General features: G+C 65.7%; 15 protein-coding genes. 4 read left to right on the forward strand and 11 right to left on the reverse strand.

Translation table 11 applies throughout. The features are described 5' to 3' along the window. Positions 1–42: 42 nt before the first annotated feature. The 7 genes from MFF01_RS05945 to fliL all read right to left on the reverse strand — a co-directional run bounded on the left by MFF01_RS05945 (position 43) and on the right by fliL (position 7,965). Positions 43–3,405 carry a tetratricopeptide repeat protein gene (locus MFF01_RS05945; RefSeq protein ID WP_238222917.1) on the reverse strand — a complete coding sequence of 1,121 codons (3,363 nt, stop codon included), beginning with the start codon at positions 3,403–3,405 and terminating at the stop codon, positions 43–45. A 120-nt stretch (positions 3,406–3,525) separates the two neighbouring features. Next, positions 3,526–3,936 carry a hypothetical protein gene (locus tag MFF01_RS05950; RefSeq protein ID WP_238222918.1) on the reverse strand — a complete coding sequence of 137 codons (411 nt, stop codon included), beginning with the start codon at positions 3,934–3,936 and terminating at the stop codon, positions 3,526–3,528. Between the two features lie 88 nt (positions 3,937–4,024). Beyond that, complete coding sequence (locus MFF01_RS05955) at positions 4,025–4,708, reverse strand: invasion associated locus B family protein (RefSeq protein WP_238222920.1); 684 nt, start codon at positions 4,706–4,708, stop codon at positions 4,025–4,027. A gap of 153 nt (positions 4,709–4,861) precedes the next feature. Next, positions 4,862–5,713, reverse strand: a complete 852-nt coding sequence (locus MFF01_RS05960) for a MotE family protein (RefSeq protein ID WP_238222922.1) — start codon at positions 5,711–5,713, stop codon at positions 4,862–4,864. After that, positions 5,710–6,225 (reverse strand): DUF6468 domain-containing protein, encoded by a 516-nt coding sequence (locus MFF01_RS05965; RefSeq protein WP_238222924.1) that lies wholly within the window; start codon positions 6,223–6,225, stop codon positions 5,710–5,712. The genes MFF01_RS05960 and MFF01_RS05965 overlap by 4 nt, the downstream gene beginning before the upstream one ends. Before the next feature lie 7 nt (positions 6,226–6,232). After that, positions 6,233–7,438, reverse strand: a complete 1,206-nt coding sequence (fliM, locus tag MFF01_RS05970; protein ID WP_238222926.1) for a flagellar motor switch protein FliM — start codon at positions 7,436–7,438, stop codon at positions 6,233–6,235. A 38-nt stretch (positions 7,439–7,476) separates the two neighbouring features. Next, on the reverse strand, positions 7,477–7,965 hold the full coding sequence (gene fliL, locus MFF01_RS05975; protein ID WP_238222928.1) for a flagellar basal body-associated protein FliL: 489 nt from the start codon (positions 7,963–7,965) through the stop codon (positions 7,477–7,479). A 270-nt stretch (positions 7,966–8,235) separates the two neighbouring features. Here fliL and flgF point away from each other — a divergent pair, with 270 nt between their 5' ends. The 4 genes from flgF to flgH are packed head-to-tail and all read left to right on the forward strand — an operon-like array spanning position 8,236 to position 11,632. Next, complete coding sequence (gene flgF / locus MFF01_RS05980) at positions 8,236–8,976, forward strand: flagellar basal-body rod protein FlgF (protein WP_238222937.1); 741 nt, start codon at positions 8,236–8,238, stop codon at positions 8,974–8,976. 12 nt (positions 8,977–8,988) lie between these two features. Then, on the forward strand, positions 8,989–9,780 hold the full coding sequence (flgG, locus tag MFF01_RS05985; protein ID WP_238222939.1) for a flagellar basal-body rod protein FlgG: 792 nt from the start codon (positions 8,989–8,991) through the stop codon (positions 9,778–9,780). A gap of 17 nt (positions 9,781–9,797) precedes the next feature. Continuing rightward, on the forward strand, positions 9,798–10,850 hold the full coding sequence (gene flgA / locus MFF01_RS05990) for a flagellar basal body P-ring formation chaperone FlgA (RefSeq protein WP_238222940.1): 1,053 nt from the start codon (positions 9,798–9,800) through the stop codon (positions 10,848–10,850). A gap of 35 nt (positions 10,851–10,885) precedes the next feature. Beyond that, positions 10,886–11,632 carry a flagellar basal body L-ring protein FlgH gene (flgH, locus tag MFF01_RS05995; RefSeq protein WP_238222942.1) on the forward strand — a complete coding sequence of 249 codons (747 nt, stop codon included), beginning with the start codon at positions 10,886–10,888 and terminating at the stop codon, positions 11,630–11,632. 283 nt (positions 11,633–11,915) lie between these two features. Here the strand turns inward: flgH and MFF01_RS06000 are convergent, their stop codons facing one another. The 4 genes from MFF01_RS06000 to MFF01_RS06015 all read right to left on the reverse strand — a co-directional run bounded on the left by MFF01_RS06000 (position 11,916) and on the right by MFF01_RS06015 (position 14,994). Then, a complete protein-coding gene (locus MFF01_RS06000) occupies positions 11,916–12,092 on the reverse strand; it encodes a hypothetical protein (RefSeq protein ID WP_238222943.1) in 177 nt (58 codons plus the stop codon). Between the two features lie 174 nt (positions 12,093–12,266). Continuing rightward, a complete protein-coding gene (gene dksA / locus MFF01_RS06005) occupies positions 12,267–12,686 on the reverse strand; it encodes an RNA polymerase-binding protein DksA (RefSeq protein ID WP_238222945.1) in 420 nt (139 codons plus the stop codon). A gap of 209 nt (positions 12,687–12,895) precedes the next feature. After that, positions 12,896–14,260: an MBOAT family O-acyltransferase gene (locus MFF01_RS06010; protein ID WP_238222947.1), complete on the reverse strand. Its 1,365-nt coding sequence runs from the start codon at positions 14,258–14,260 to the stop codon at positions 12,896–12,898. 299 nt (positions 14,261–14,559) lie between these two features. Further along, positions 14,560–14,994 carry a flagellar assembly protein FliX gene (locus MFF01_RS06015; protein WP_238222949.1) on the reverse strand — a complete coding sequence of 145 codons (435 nt, stop codon included), beginning with the start codon at positions 14,992–14,994 and terminating at the stop codon, positions 14,560–14,562. Positions 14,995–15,388 lie beyond the last annotated feature (394 nt).

Genomic DNA, 15,388 nt, shown 5'->3' on the forward strand with positions numbered 1-15,388 from the left:
GAAAGCTCAACCCGCCAACAGGCCGAGGCCCGGTCCCATCGATCAACCCGGCGGCGTCGCCGGAGCCTCGCCCTGCGCATCGGCGCGGGTCTCCCCCTCGCGTGTGCCGCGTTCCGGCATGGCCGCCTGCGGATAACGCTTGCGGTATTCAACGAGGAACGCCTGGAGGGTTTCGGATCTCCCGGCTTTCTGGGCGATCTCACGAAACCCCGCCGTGCGGACGGCATTGGGCTGCGTCAGCAAGGCGAAGGTGCGCGCATCCACGCTCTCCGCCATGGCATTGGCGAATTTCGTCCTGAGGCGATCCATGCTCAGCACTTCCCCCGCCAAGCCATAGGCGATCGCGGCCCGGATGACGTCGGCGCGCGCTTTGTCGTCGAGGGGCGTCCGCTGGTTCCAAGCATCACCGACCAGGAACTCGTGTGCCTCACCGGTCTCCCGCCAGCGCCGCGCGGACCAGAGGATATCGGCCCGCAACCGTGTCGCGTCGACGCCCGTCTCGCCCTCGACGGTCTCCAAGGCGAGCTCTGTCCGCGACAGGTCAGACAGGGCCCGTGCCCGCAGGAGTGCCCGCGCGCGACGCAACTCCTCGGGAAGTTCGGGGATGTAGGTCGCATCCAGAACCTGGAGCGCGGCCAGTGGCTTGTCATCCATGAGCCGAATGGTCGCTAGGCGGGCGGCCACTTCCGACTGGGCCGGTCCGGTCAGGCGATGATCCACCTGATGCTGAAGCAGATCGCCCGCCGGATCGAGGAGATCGAACTCGACGAGACGATCCGATAGGCGCCGGACGATCTCGTCGCCACGTCGTCCGATGGGGGCGAAATCCTTGAAGTCGAAATAGAGAGCCAAGGCTTCGACACCGGACAGTTTGGCTCCCCCCTCGCCCAGATAAAGCTCGTCGAACACATTCAGGGCCCATTCCTGAAGGTTCCGAACGATAGGAGATTCACTCTGCAGGGTAACGGCGCGACGAACGGCGGTGAAGGCTTCCCGCCAATGCCCGGCCTCCTTCTGTAGATGGGCCAAGGCGGACAAAGTCCGCATCTCGATCTCGTCACCGTGCCAGGTGAGGGACAGCGTATCGATTCGGTCGATGGCGTCCGCGAGCGGAAGTTTGCCGGACGCATGACCCAGGATCGCCGCCCGCAGGGAAGCCTCCGCGCCCACGGGGCCGTTTCCTTGCTCGGCCAGGCGCTTGTAGGTTTCGAGCGCGGATAGGCCCCGCCCCGTCATCTCGTCGACGCGCGCACGCAGCAACGCGAGATGATCGCGCATGGGATCCTCGGGAGAACGGGCACCCGCCAGGGTGATCTGACGGCTCGCCGAATCGTCGTCACCCGCCTCGATGGCAGCGTCCGCGGCGGCGCTCCGCAGGAGGACTTGGACATCGTCGGGGTAGCGCTCGAGGACGCCGGCGGTCTCCTTGTAGGCGGTCTTGGCCTTATCCCATTGCCCGGCCAGGGCACTCAGGTAGCCTAGCCACAGGCGCGCTTCGGGATCGGATCGTAGTCCATCACCGCCCAGGATACGTCGGGCATCGGTCGTATGCCCCATACGGGCCGCGGACACACCCATGAGAAGGGCGATGTCGCGGTGGCCGGCAGAGACGGGGTCTTCGATGGCCGCGACCTTGAGGACACCCATCGCTTCGCTCGTCAGATTGTTGGCGAGAAGGCTCTTCGCTAGGGCGACGCGCAGGGGACCCCGGGCCGAGCGGCTGGCTTCCGTGATCTCGTTGAGTCTTTGACGCACGACATCGCGAACCTCGCCGGTGCGCGCTGCCTCCCATTGGAGACGATCGATGACGAGATCCGGGACCACCGCGAGGGGTGCGGCGGTGGAACGCGGAACGCCTGAGATCGCCATCCCGCCATCGCGTTCGATGGTGATGCCATCGAGGTCTGGTCGAACCACCAGATCATCGGCTTGTGCCAGGACGGCGACGCCCTGCCGGCTCGCGAGCAGTTCGAAGTCGACAAAGGTCTGGCGTTTCGAGATATCTGCCGGCTCCGGCCCATAGCCCGTGACGATGGCGATGCGCTCGCCGTCAAGGTCGAGCCACGCCGCACCACCGGGGTTCGGAAGCTTTACGCTGACAACCGGTTGCCCATTCGCCGCAATCGTTCTGATCGCTGACAGGGGGGTGCTCGAGGCGACATCGCCACTGGCCACGAGTTCCCAGCCCGTCGGAGCATCGACAGGACCCGACGGAATGAGGTCGAAGAGGCGGTCCCGCGGCATCGGAAAGCGCAGGGACACGAAGTTGCCCGTACGAACGGGCGGACCGAGCGGCGTGAGGACCGGATCACCCGTGGGAACGGTGACGGTATCGGGTGTCTCGAACACGAGCGTGGCGACGCCTGCCCGCTCGAACAAGGCGGCGGCCGGGATCCGCGTGAAGGGAAACATGAGTCCCGGGCCCGCGGGGCGGGTTAGAGCCGGGCGTGGCTTGGCCGCGGGGGCCTCCGCCGAGGCCGGTTTCGTTTCCGGCTGCCCGTTCTGTACCTGGCCAGGGGGAGCCTTCGTATCCGTGGCGATAGTCTTTACGTCGGTTAGCGGCTCGGCGCCGCGCCCGGGGAGCGATTTCGCGCCGACGGACTTGGGCGATACGTCGAGGGTGATGCCATCCGCGTCCCGCGCCTGTTGGATCTCATACCCTTCCGCCGGGGTGACCAAGAGGCGGCTACCATCCACATCTCCCTCGACGGACAATGATGCGATGAAAGGCTTGAGGCGTCCGCGAGTCCCGGTCTCGTCGATCCGCCAGGACCCAGGCAATTCAAGACGAGTGGCTGCGCCGTCGCGCTCGAAACGCGCGGTGGCGGACTCGGGCAGGCGCAGGCTCAAGCGAGCGAGATTTGGACGGAGGGCGAGTTCGAGGGGCAGCCGCACGGGTTCGGGCGGCTTCGGACGAGCAGCCCGGAGGGCCGCCTCGGCGGCCTGCGTCCGTGCGAATAATTCAGCTACGACCTCTGGGGGCAGGGGCGGAGGCAGCCCCGCCCAATCGACCGGCAGAAGGTCGACGTAGGTCTTCTCGCCGACAGTCTGCACATTCACGCGGTAAGGGCGTTGCAGGGCGACGCGAAGGCCCGTGCCGTCAGGGTCGCGTCGGACCAGGGAGATGTAGTCCGGCATCTGGGTCGCCAGACGCTCGGCGAAGGCCTGGCTGCGTTCCGAGAATCCGATCACCAGAACCGTATCAGAGACACGGGCCTTGACCGTTACGACACCATCGAAATTGAGGACGATGCGGCCGTAACGGTCGGCCTGCGTCCCGGCCACGCTCGTCAGGCGTGCGGCTTCGACTGGGCCGCAGACGACCAGCCCAGCCAAGATCGACGCCACGGCGAGGCCGGCCCGGGGGCGGCGGCGCCGTGGGGTGATGTCGAGGCCCAAATCCATTGCGGGATACACCAAACTCGAGGGACGCCCTGTTCGCTGGGCGAACGGAGCGCCTTGCGCCACACAGTTCGAGCACTCTTTCAGATTTGGGCTAACGGGCGCTTAAAACCCTCCGTCACCTCACGGGGTCGTGCGCTTGACGACCAATCCGGGAATGGTCGTTCCCGTCGGACCGAAATTGGTGTCGGCCCGCGCACAGTTTGCTGGCGTGTCCTTGGTGTAGACCTCCGTGTAGGTCCGTGAACGCAACAGCAGATCGCCTGCGGAAAGGTCATCGAGGGATACGCCGAGGCCGGCCACGACATCCTTGAACCGAGTGTAGTCGGGCTGAAGGTCCGGACATGCGTTCTGAACGAAGTACAGCAGCCCGGCGAGCTTTGCGGCGCTGTTTCGCTGCCGCTCGGCCTTCGTTTCGGGTTCCGGGCTTCCGGGCGCAGTTGCGCCGGGTGGCGAGCCTTGCGGTGTGGTCTGGGCCAGAGCGGATGTCGCAGCAAGTGTTGCAATCAGGCAGGCTGCCGAAAAAATCTTCATGGGCGTTTCCTCGTGGCTGTTCTTGCACGGCGTCTTCGTTGCTGGAAGATTTTTGGGGACACGTACCGATCCGTTTCCCGCGTCGCTCTTATCCGGCCAGGGCCACAGCGCGCGCCATCGCCGGTCCGAAGCCACCGAGCGGCACGGTCACCACCAAAGGCTCCTTGGCATCGGGTCTCGTCGCCGTCACGCTGAGAGCCTTGGCGGACTTCATGGCGTCGGTGGCCATCGTCGGAAAGCTGACAGGGACAATGCAACCCTCTTGGCTGCAGCTCAGGAAAGGCGCTCCCTGTCCGAGAACCGCGTCGTCAAGCTTGAACTGGACACCACCCTCGATGTTCAAGCCGAGAGGCATGAGGATTAAGCCCGCCGCGCGGCCCTCGGTCGGTGTGCGGAGCTCGATGGCGAACGAGCGACGGCCATCGGTCTTGGACCCTTGTGCCTGCATCAAAGTGCAGGTCGCCGGGACGGTTCCCTCGCGGGCACATACCACGGTCCAATCCCCATAGACCTCGCTCACGGAACTGGCTCCGGCGGGCCAGGGCGTCGTGGGGGCCTGGGCGGCGATAGGGGCGGACTTGGCTGGTGCGGCAGGCTTGGAGGCGGGCGCCGGCTTCGGCTTCACCCTTGGCTTCGGCGCGGCATCGGCTGGCGCCTCCGCACCTTCCGTATCCTGGGCGTGGGTCGGATGGGTCGTGACGGATAAGAGCGCGAAAGAGAGAAACAGGCCGATCACGGCGGCACACGGATCGAACGGACGGTTCAGCGGCAAGAGGAGCCTCCAGGGGCGTCTAAGGAGCGTCGAACCCGGTCACGTGGTGTTTGTTCGCTCGTAGCGAACAAACACCACGTGAGGATTTCGTAGCCCGCCGCCTAACCTCGCCACCTCCCGGGTGCAACCATAAGACTTTCCTGAGGATGGTTCTCAGCGCTTGGGACCCGGCTTCAGCATCTCGATGGCAGGAAGTTCGTTGGGGCCGAGTCCGGCAATCGACGGGAGCTGCGAAGGCGACGTCTTGTTTTGAGCACGGTTCGCGAGGGCGATCGTGAGCTTTTCCGCTGGTTCCGATTGCATCAGGGCCAGGACTTCCGCCATCTTGCGCGGATTCATGATCAGAACGATGGGGACCAGCACATCGAGCGTAAGGCGATCGAACACCCGCGCCGCATCCTTCGGTTTCATCGTCTCGTACATGGTAACGATGTTCTTGATGGCGGCCTTCTCGGACTCGGCCCGCTCGGTATTGCCACTCTCGACCTTGCCTTCCTCCTGTTTCAAGGCATCGACGCCGGTCTCCAGCTTGCGCTCGGCTGTGCCGATGAGTTGTTCTCGCATATCAAGGGCGTCGCTGCGCTGCTTAAGGGTGTCGCGCCGACTTGCCAAACGTTCGAGAATGGCGCGTTCGGTTGCGGACATCGCCTCCTGCGGCGACGGGGGACGGGGCGGCGCCTTCTCAGGCTCCGGCGCTGCCTTCTCCGCTTCCTTCGGTGTGACGGAGCCGGTGGTGGCGGGATCGGATGGCTCGTACCCGGTCCGGGCCTTGGCAAGCACGCGGGCGAATTCCGGCAACGCTGCCCCGGGCACGGGCTTCGAATCTTCGAACGCGATGGACGCTAGCTTCAAAACCAGGAGGCCGGTTGCTGCAAGAGTGACGGCGTCGATCAGGCGAAGCTTGAGCGGGCGCGTCTGAGGGAACCGGACCCGTAAGCCCGTCTTCTGAAGGGCTGTCGGAGTCTTGAAGGAACCCGGAGTTGGGGGCGAAGTGGACTGGGTCATGCGGCTTTACTCCGTAGACGACCGAGTGCCCGCTCCGACATGGCGAGGGCGGCTGCCGCTGCAGCGCCGAGGCGTTCATGGTTCGGTGTCGACGGGATCTCGCCGGGGGCACGCGTCTGCGGCGCCACTTCCGTGTCGATACGAACTGGTATCACTTCGATCGACTGCGCAGGTTTCGCGCCTCCTGAGGCGTGCGCGACGATGGCGGAAATTTGTCCGATCACCGTTTCGCCGGCCGCAACCTGAAGCGACAGGTCCGTTGCGTAACGTTCCGCAGTGGCGAGACGATCGGCCAGCGTTCGGTCGCACTCGTCGAGGGTCGCACGCAGCCCAGCGACGGCCCGCTCCGCCGTGGCGCTCGCGACCACGAGGTCGCTGATGGTTTGGCGCATGCCGGCCTCATCGGCTTTCATGCGGGAGATGCGACGACTTAGTTGCATAGACGACACGATAGTTCCGATGAGGAGAACAGCCACCAGGATATCGGCCGTGAGGGTGATCGGAAAGCTCATGGCGAAGTCACCCGTCGTTACGATTGTTCATGGAGGCCTCGAAGGCCTGAAGTGTGGTCCGCGACCGACGCAGTGGCCGGGTCAGCTGTACGGCGATGCTGTCATCCACGCGGCCGATCCGGCCTTGCGTGAGGGCCCAATCGCCGCATCGTACCGAGATGAGATCAGAGGGTTTGGTGTCGAACATCAAGGTGTCGCCGACCTTGAGGGCCAGCACTTTCTTCAGCGGGAGCATCGTCTCGTGCAGGACCGCCTCCATGGTGGCGTCGGCCTGCCAGATCTCCGTGGCCAGATGGCTTTCCCAGACGTGATCACGGCCGAGCTTCTCGCCCATGAAGCTCTGCATGAGCAATTCACGGATCGGTTCGATGGTCGCATACGGGAAGAGGATCTGCAGCATGCCGCCACGCCCGTCCATGTCGAGCTTGAGGCTGATCAGGATGGCGGCATTGGCCGGACGCGTGATGGTGGCAAAGCGCGGATTGGTCTCGATCCGATCGATGGCGAAGCGTACGGGCGAGAGCGGCTGAAAGGACAGTTCGAGGTCGGAGAGAATGATCTCCACAAGGCGACGGACAAGCTGCATCTCGATGGCGGTGAAAGGCCGCCCATCGAGCCGCGTTGACGTGCCGCCGCGTTTGCCGCCGAGGAGGAGATCCATCGTCGAGTAGGCGAGATTCGATTCGACGGTGACGAGGCCCGAATTCTCCCAGGCGTCCGCGCGAAACACGCCGAGCAGCGTCGGAAGCGGGATCGCGTTCAGGTAGTCGCCGAACCGAACCGAGGTGATGTTGTCCAACGTCACTTCGACGTTGTCCTGAAAGAAGTTGCGCAGGCTCGTCGACAGCAACCGGATCATCCGGTCGAAGACGATTTCCAGCATCGGCAGGCGTTCGTATTGAACGACACCGGAGTCGACGATGGCCCGTACACCGCCGGCACCCGAAGCCGACAGCTCCCGCAGTGAGAATCCGAGAACGCCGTCGATCTCATCCTGGTTCAGGATGCGGTCATTGCCGGCGAGTTCCGGAAGATTGTCCGTTTCCCCGTCCTCGATCATCGTCGCCCATTCGGCGGCGACGTCGCCTGCATTGATGGTGGTCCCCTGCTCGGCAAGGGCCGCACCCCATTCGTCGGCGAGGGAGGCATCGCCCCCGCCTTCGTTCTGCTCGATGAGCGCTGCAGCCCAATCGTCCTCGTCGGCGTCGGCCATGGGAATCTCGAATGCCTGGGGTGGAAAGGAAGCCGGAGTTACTGGACGACGACGTCTTTGAAGAGGACCGCCTCGGCTCGTGCCGGGAAGATCGCGATGTTGACCCGCCGCAGGAGCTCTTCGCGGAGGCGGTAGAGGCCGGCCGAACCGGCCAGATCGCTGGCGCGCAGTTCGCGCAGGTAGACCTGGAAGGTATCCTCGATTCGCGGCATGAGTGGTTTTACCTCCTGCTCGACCTTGGCATCCTTCAGCTCGAGCGAGAGTTTTATCTTGGCAAAGCGAGCCTTGTCCTGACCGGCCTCATTGGAGAGGTTGATCAGCATTTCTCGCACTTCGAGAAATACGATAGGGGCCTTGACCTCCGCTGAGGCCGCCCCGTGGGCGGCGCTCTTCTTCATGAAGAAGACCCCTCCGCCGCCGAGCGCCAGCAAGGCTACGGCAGCGATGATGATGAGCTTCTTCTTCGAGCCAGCCGGGGCTTCGTCCTCTGCGCCTTCTGCAGCTGCCTTCTTGGGCTTTTTCGCCATCGGTTTCGCCCCGCCTACGATGCTGTCCGGAGCCACATGTTCACGCCCGGCTCGTGAGATAGAGCTATCGATTGTTAAGGTTAACGCGTCGTTAAAGCGGCAAAATCTGCCGGGTCGGATTTGCCCCCCCTACGCCGCCCTGCCGGAGTTTGCCGAGCGGGCCATGCGGTTCAAGTAATTGATTTCGAAGAAGAAAACTTATTTTCCTGAAATGGCACGACCCGTGCGGACCTTCTGTCTCATCACCGCTCGCCGCAGTTGGATCGTGTCATGCAGAACGCAATGTTAGTCGGGGTCTCCAGCCAGGTCGCGCTCCAGCGCGAGCTGGAGGTGGTCGCCAACAACATGGCCAACGTCTCCACCAACGGTTTCAAGACCCGTAATTCGCGGTTCCAGGAATACCTGATGCCGGTCGCGAGTGCCGACTCGTTCCAGAAGTCGGATCGACGCGTGTCCTATGTGATCGACCAGGGGACAGCCCTCGATCTCGGCCAGGGACCGATCGAGCAGACCGGCAATCCTCTCCATGTCGCGGTCCGAGGCGAAGCTTTTCTCGTCGTGCGGACGCCTTCGGGAGATCGCTACACCCGAAACGGTGCGTTCGAGACCAACAATCAGGGGACCCTCGTCACCAGTGACGGCTATGCCGTCCAGGGTGAAGGCGGTCCGATTCAGATCGGCCAGCAGGAGACTGGGCTCAGCATCGGTCCCGACGGAACGGTCTCGACCAACCTCGGCATCCGCGGCCGAATCCGACTTGTCACTTTCGCCAATCCGCAGGCGCTGACCAACGATGGCGCCAACCTCTATGCGTCCACCACCGCCCCGACTCCCGCAGGTCTCGCCGGACGTCTCGAATCGGGGGCCTTGGAGCGCTCGAACGTCAAGCCTGTCGTCGAGATGACCCGGCTGATGGATGTGAATCGTACCTACACCATGGTTTCCGGCGTGATCTCGCGCCTCGATGAACTTCGCGGCACCGCGATCCGCCGCCTTTCCGAAATCGCTTAAGGAACAGCACTCATGCGCGCACTCTATGCTGCTGCCACTGGAATGGCGGCCCAGGAACTCAACGTTCAGGTCATCTCCAACAACATCGCCAACCTTCGGACCACCGGTTACAAGCGCCAGCAGCCGCACTTTCAGGATCTACTCTATCAGAACCTGCGCCGTGCCGGCTCTTCGACTTCGGATCAGAACACGCAGCTGCCCGCAGGACTTGCCATCGGTTCGGGTGTGAAGACCACGTCGACGGCGCGTGTGATGTCGCAGGGAACTCTGACGTCGACGGAAAAGGATTATGACGTCGCCATTCGCGGTGAGGGCATGTTCCGCGTGATCATGCCCGACGGACGGACGGCCTATACCCGCGATGGTTCGTTCGATCTGTCGGCGCAGGGGCAGCTTGTGACCCGCGACGGCTATCTCGTCGATCCCAGCATCACAGTGCCGAACAATGCCACGTCGTTCACGATCAGTGCGCAGGGAGCTGTGCAGGCGATCGTGCCGGGGCAGACCGCCCCGCAGGCGCTCGGGCAATTCCAGCTCGCCCGATTCGTCAACAAGGTCGGCCTCGAGTCCATCGGCGACAACTTGTTCCTCGAGACGGCCGCGTCCGGGCCGGCGATCGCCGCGACGCCGGGGTCGGAAGGGTTCGGCAATCTGCAGCAGAGCTACCTCGAAGAAGCAAATGTGAACGCGGTCACCGAGATCTCGTCCCTGATCGCAGCCCAACGTGCTTACGAGATGAACTCCAAGGTCGTCACTGCCGCCGACCAGATGATGTCCACTACGTCGCAGATGTTCCGCAGCTGATTGGGAGCGATCGTATCATGTATGCCATTAAATACGTTCCCCTGGCCGTTCGGGCGCGCATCTCGACCGTGGACTCAGCGATGGTTGCGCGGGCATTCCTGACCGCCGTGGCGTTTGGACTGCTGACGCTGCCGGTCATGGCGGAGGGAGCGCCGCAGCGTCTGCGCCTGCGCGGCGACGTCACGGCGCGCGGCGATGTGCTGACGCTCGGCGATCTCGTCGAGGGGAGCAGCGCCAATCTCTCGGCGCGTCCGCTGTTTCGTGCGCCGTCCCTCGGCACCAGTGGGACGATCCAGGCCCGGCGCATCGCTGAGGCCGTAACGGCCCTCGGCCTCGGTGAGATCGAGACGGGCGGTCGGGCGCAGGTCACGGTTCAGCGCGCGGCCCGGCGCGTCGGCCAGCCCGAGATCGAGGCCGCGCTGAAGCGGGCCCTTGAGACGACCCACGGCCTTGACGGTCGCAATCTCGCGATTCGCCTCGACGGCGATGCCCCGGTGCTGCTCGCCCCCGTCGATCTCGACGGACAGGCCACCGCCGTCGATCTCACCTACGATCCGCGGACCCGGCGGCTGGCCGCTCTCGTGACCCTCGGCGACCGTCAGGCCTCCCTGCGGGTTACCGGTCAGGCCCACGAAGTCCGCGATGTCGTCGTCATCGGCCGGGCGCTCAATCGCGGCGAGACCGTGACGGCGGCCGACTTCACCGTCGAGCGTCGGCCGAAGGAGGCGGTGCCCGCCGACGCCCGCTCCGGGGCCACCGACATGCTTGGTCAGGTGGCGCAGCGCGGCCTGAGCGTCGGTTCGGTTCTGCGGTCCGGCGACCTCGCCCCGCCCGATCTCGTCACCCGCGGCGAGACCGTGACCGTGGTGTTCGATTCGCCGGGCCTCGCTTTGTCCCTGCGCGGCCAGGCCAACGAAGGCGGACGCCTCGGCGCCATGATCACCGTCATCAACCCGGTCTCCAAGAAGGTGCTCGCCGCAACCATCGTCGGTCCCGGCCGGGTGTCCGTCGCCCCTGCCGGTGCACCGGTAATGCGTCAGGCCAGTGCCGCCCTCGACGGAGCCCGTTGATCCCGATGTCCCGAATCGTCCCAGGCACGGTCCCGATGACCCAACGCGTTCGCCCCACCCTCGCCGTCGCGCTCCTGTGCACGGGTCTCGGCGCCTGCAACACCGCCGACCGGCTGTCGCAGATCGGCGCGCAGCCGACTCTCGCGGCCATCGAGGACCCGACGGCCCAGCCCGGCTACAAGCCCGTGCGGCTGCCGATGCCCGAGGTCCAGCCGGTCTCCTACGCCCCGAACTCCCTGTGGCGTACGGGCTCGCGGGCGTTCTTCAAGGACCAGCGTGCCGCCCGAATCGGCGATCTCGTGACCGTGAAGGTCAACGTGACCGACAAGGCCAACCTGAACAACGAGACGAAGCGCTCGCGGAGCAACGCCGAAGGGTTCGGCCTTCCCAACGCCTTCGGCCTCGAGAACAACACCGCCGTTGCCGCCGCCGGCCTCGCCGCCGACAAGCTCCTCAACGCCACCTCGACCTCGTCGAGCGACGGCGCCGGTTCGGTCCAGCGCAACGAGACCGTCACCACCAACATCGCCGCCATCGTCACGCAGGTGCTGCCCAACGGCAACCTCGTGGTGGAGGGCAAGCAGGAGATCCGCATCAATTTCGAGGTGCGCGAACTCATCGTCGCGGGCGTGGTCCGGCCCGAGGATATCGAGTCCGACAACACCATCGACTCGTCGAAGATCGCCCAGGCCCGCATCGCCTATGGCGGACGCGGCCAGATCACGGACGTGCAGCAGCCCCGCTACGGCCAGCAGGTGATCGACGTCCTCCTGCCGTTCTGATGCGTCGACGATCGATCAGGCGCGGCACGGCACGGCGCCGGGCTGATGGTCCTGGCAAGCAGACGACCCGCGCCCCGGACGGGTCCGGTGGCGTGGATTCGAACGGATGAGCGTGTGATCGTTGTTCCCGGATCGGGCGCCGCTCCGGCGGGTCCGGGACCGATCGGAAGGGTCGACCACGCGTCACGCGACGGTCAGGCGAGCGAGGGCCTCACGAAACGCCCGGGTGCGTGCGGTGCTCGCCGGGACGCCGACGGTGCTTCGGGAGTTTCGTGAGAGAGACTCAATGCTCGGTGCCGGGCCGGTTCTGCCGCGGAGCTTCGCCATGGTCCTTGGTGAAGGCCGAGCGTTCCGGGTCGTTCTTCTTGCTCGCGACGCGGGCCCGCTGCCAAAGGGCCACGCCGATGACGATCCCGAGGGTCGTGATGGCGAGAATGAGGATAAGAACTTCGTTATTCATACTGATGATATCCTGACGAGAGACGTATCGTCAGGAAGCCGGGCTGGCGTCTCAAGGTTCCGCAGTCCGACATGAATGCTTCGTTAAGTTTCCGGCCAAGCTCGAACCGGCCGGAAAGTGCTTAAGCGGCGCCGCCCACTTCCGGTCCGCCCCGGAACGCTCCCCGTCGACGGTCTAATCGTCGCGATAGACCCGCTCGCGCCGCTCGTGGCGCTCCTGGGCTTCGAGGGACAGGGTGGCGATGGGCCGGGCGTCGAGACGCTTGAGGGAGATCGGCTCCCCCGTCTCCTCGCAATACCCGTAGGTCCCCTCCTCGAGACGCGTCAGGGCCGCGTCGATCTTGCCCGTGAGTTTGCGTTGGCGGTCGCGGGCTCGCAGCTCGATGGAGCGGTCGGTCTCGGACGAGGCCCGGTCGGCGAGGTCCGGATGGTTCTCGTTCTCGCTCTGAAGGGCCACGAGGGTATCCTGGGCCTCGCGCAAAATATCGGATTTCCAGCCCAGAAGCTTGCGCCGGAAATATTCACGCTGCCGATCGTTCATGAACGGCTCGTTCTCACTAGGTACGTAGCCGTCCTCAAGTGTGACTTTCGCCATTCGCGCCCCTCGCAAGTCTGTCGCGGCCAGTTTGCGGCGATATTTTGCGCCCCTATAAGGCAGGGATCGTTCCACGACAACGCGCGGATACCACAACGCGGCGCGATCGTAAGCGATGGGCGGTGCGATGCGGCAAACACGCAACGGATGCAGGCCGGCGGTCGCGCACCCGGATCGATGCCGCCGGAGCCGGGCCCGGCCTTCGCGTGTCAGAACTGAAAATAGATGAACGCGTAGTTCGCGTCCTCGCCGAGGCGCAGGAGGATCACGACCATGAGCAGGCCGAGGCCGATGGCGGCCGGCCGGCCCGGGCGCACCCGCCCGACGATCGCGAGGGCGGTGGGCCCGAGGCAGGCGATGGCGGCGGCCGGCGCCAGGGTACGCCAGGACAGGCTCGTACCGAGGGGCGCGTGACCCGCCAGGCTCTCGAGGATGCGCAGGGCGGTCGAAAGATCGGGCGCCCGGAACAGAACCCAGGTCGTGGTGACGAAAAGGAAAGTGAGAAGCCAGCCCAAGGCCGCCGGCATGGCCAGGCCGACTCTGCGCCACAGAAGGCCGAGGCCGAGGCCGAAACCGTGGGCGAACCCCCAAACGACGAAAGTGAGACCGGCGCCGTGCCAGAGGCCGCCGAGCGTCATGGTGGCCAAGAGTGCCAGGAGCTGCCGGGCCGTGCCGTGGCGGTTGCCGCCCAGGGGTACGTAGAGGTAGTCGCGCAGGAAGCGCGACAGGGTCATGTGCCAGCGGCGCCAGAAGTCTTGAAGGGACGTCGCCCGATAGGGAGCGTCGAAATTCGGCGGCAGGACGATGCCGAACATGAGGCCGAGGCCGAGCGCCATATCGGTGTAGCCGGAAAAATCGAAATAAATCTGGAAGGTGAAACCGAGGGTCGCCTGCCAGGCCTGCATCACCGTCACCGGCCCACCGGCCGCCGCGATCGCGAACACCGGATTGACGAGAGCCGCCAGGGGATCGCCGAAGAAGACCTTCTTCGTCAGGCCAAGGCAGAGCAGAATCAGGCCCTGGCCGAAGGCCGAAGGCGCCACCGGCGCGGTCCGGGCGAACTGGTGCATCACTTCGCGCCACCGCACGAGTGGGCCGGCCAGCACCTGCGGGAAGAATGCGATGTAGAGGGCGTAGTCCCGCAGGCCGAAGACCGGGGCCCGCCCGGCCCGAAGGTCGGCCAGATACATGCAGTGGTGGAAGGTGAAGAACGAGATGCCGAGCGGCAGAGCGAGGCCGACAGGGCCGATCGCGGAGCCGGAAATCCAGCCGACGAGCTCGGCGAAGAAGTCGAGGTACTTGAACAGCCCGAGTGCCGCGAGGTTGCCCGCGATGGCGAAGGGGATCAGTCCGCGCGCGCCGGTGGCGAGATGGAGACGGGACACGAGCCAGTTCGCCCCGATGGACAGGGCGAGGAGCGGCACGAACCGCAGGTCCCACCAGCCGTAGAACACGACGGAGAGGACGAGGAGGCACTCGCGCCGCAGGCGTGGGAACCACCGGAGCACGAGGCCGTGGAGTCCGAGGGCGACGGGCAGGAAGCCCAGGAGGAAGACCGTCGAGTTGAACAGCATGCGCGCCGGGTTACGGGTGCGACGGAACGCAACCCGTCCGCGTGTCCGGGGTCGTGAGCGCTTCGGTTTGTCGGGGAACGTGACGGGGGCGTCAATGCCGGAGGCGTGACCACGCGCCCGGGCCGTGGCCGACAGGCTTCAGGCATCCCCTCCCCGTTCGGAACGGGAAGCCTGCCCGAAGCACGCGTCCGTTGCATCGCGGGCCGGTTTCCCGCGCTGTTCGCGAGCCCCGAGTGATGCGCGCGTGGTGGGAGAGCCCCGTGGCAGAGGGTGGCGCGCCCGTGTGTCGGGCTGGGGGATCAGGCCGCCTCGCGGGCCTCGATCTCGCGGGCCTGAAGCTTGGCCAGCTCCACCGCCGCGCGCAGCTCGATGTCGGCGATGAGGGCATCGAGGCGGGGGTCGCCGCTCGCGCCGCGCTGGGCGAGGCGGCTGGCGATGGCCTGAAGGTCGCGTGCCGAGACACGGCCCATGAGGAGGGAGGCCTTGAGACGGTCGAGGGCGTCGAGGAGGTCGTGGCCGCGTCGCGTCGCCCGGCGGCGGCGCTCCTCGGGCGTGTCGGCCCGGGCCTGGAGGGTGAGGATCGCATCGAGCCCGGCGAGCGATGCGGCCGGGGTTGCGGCGGCGCTCGAATTCGCGGCCCCGGACTGGTCCAGGGCGAAGATCGCGCCCGCCTCGGGCCGGCGCGACGCGGCTCCTCCCAGGGCAGAGGCGGAGTAGTGGGTGTCGATACGCATGATGCGACGCTGTTCCAGCTCCGCGCGGTCCCTTCCCCACGCTCCGGACCCGCGCGGTACCGGAGGGCGGCCGACCCGGCTCCCCTCACGGAGAGCCGGATGCGGTGCGAGGCGGCAGAATCCGTCCGGTATGGTTAAGTGCGGGTAAACACCCCGGCAGAACCTGCCGGGTCGAAGCGGCGAATGGCGATCCCGGTCGGGCGTCGATCGACGGAGCTCCGAAGAAAAGCCATACTTGACAATGGCTTGAGAAAAACCGGCCGCTTGGCACGCTCCTGGCAATTCGAGGTGCGAAGAGTGCCTCGCCGATAGGCCCGAAGACGCCGCTCCCTCGGGAGCACCACGGCGCTTCGGGCGAACCGCCCGAGGACGCTCCGCCCTCCATCGAAGCGCG

This window comes from Methylobacterium adhaesivum (genome assembly GCF_022179065.1).
In the GTDB taxonomy this organism is placed as follows: domain Bacteria; phylum Pseudomonadota; class Alphaproteobacteria; order Rhizobiales; family Beijerinckiaceae; genus Methylobacterium; species Methylobacterium adhaesivum.